Genomic DNA, 339 nt, shown 5'->3' with positions numbered 1-339 from the left:
GCCTCGATCGACAGCGCAAGGCCTGTGCCGCCGTTGCCGTCCGCCAGGGTTCCAATCCTGTCAGCCTCAAGGTCGCTGGAGTAGGAGGCAAACGTGAACTGACCGTCCACATAAAACCGGCGATTGTCATACCACGTGGCCGTCACCCCAAGGCCAAAGCCACTGGTGTCAATCGACCCGTCTCCAAAGGCAGAGGTGACTGCAGTACTGCCCGTGGCATAGGAGAACTGCAGTCCGCCCACAAGCAGCCCCGCACCGCTCTCGCTCAGGACAACATCCCCACCGATCTCCAACTCCCAGACACTGCTGTCGAGCGCCGCACCTGTTGTGCTGTGCTCT

Annotated in this window: 1 protein-coding gene; it reads right to left on the bottom strand. The window is 61.4% G+C overall.

The annotated features are described in order from the left end of the window. On the bottom strand, window positions 1-339 hold a 339-nt coding region (locus tag Q1B13_RS26935), incomplete at both ends, for an autotransporter outer membrane beta-barrel domain-containing protein (RefSeq protein WP_299800852.1).

This window comes from uncultured Ruegeria sp., assembly GCF_947489545.1.
GTDB lineage: Bacteria > Pseudomonadota > Alphaproteobacteria > Rhodobacterales > Rhodobacteraceae > Ruegeria.
Note: the sequence above shows the minus strand (reverse complement) of the source record. Positions and strands in the feature narration are given on the sequence as shown.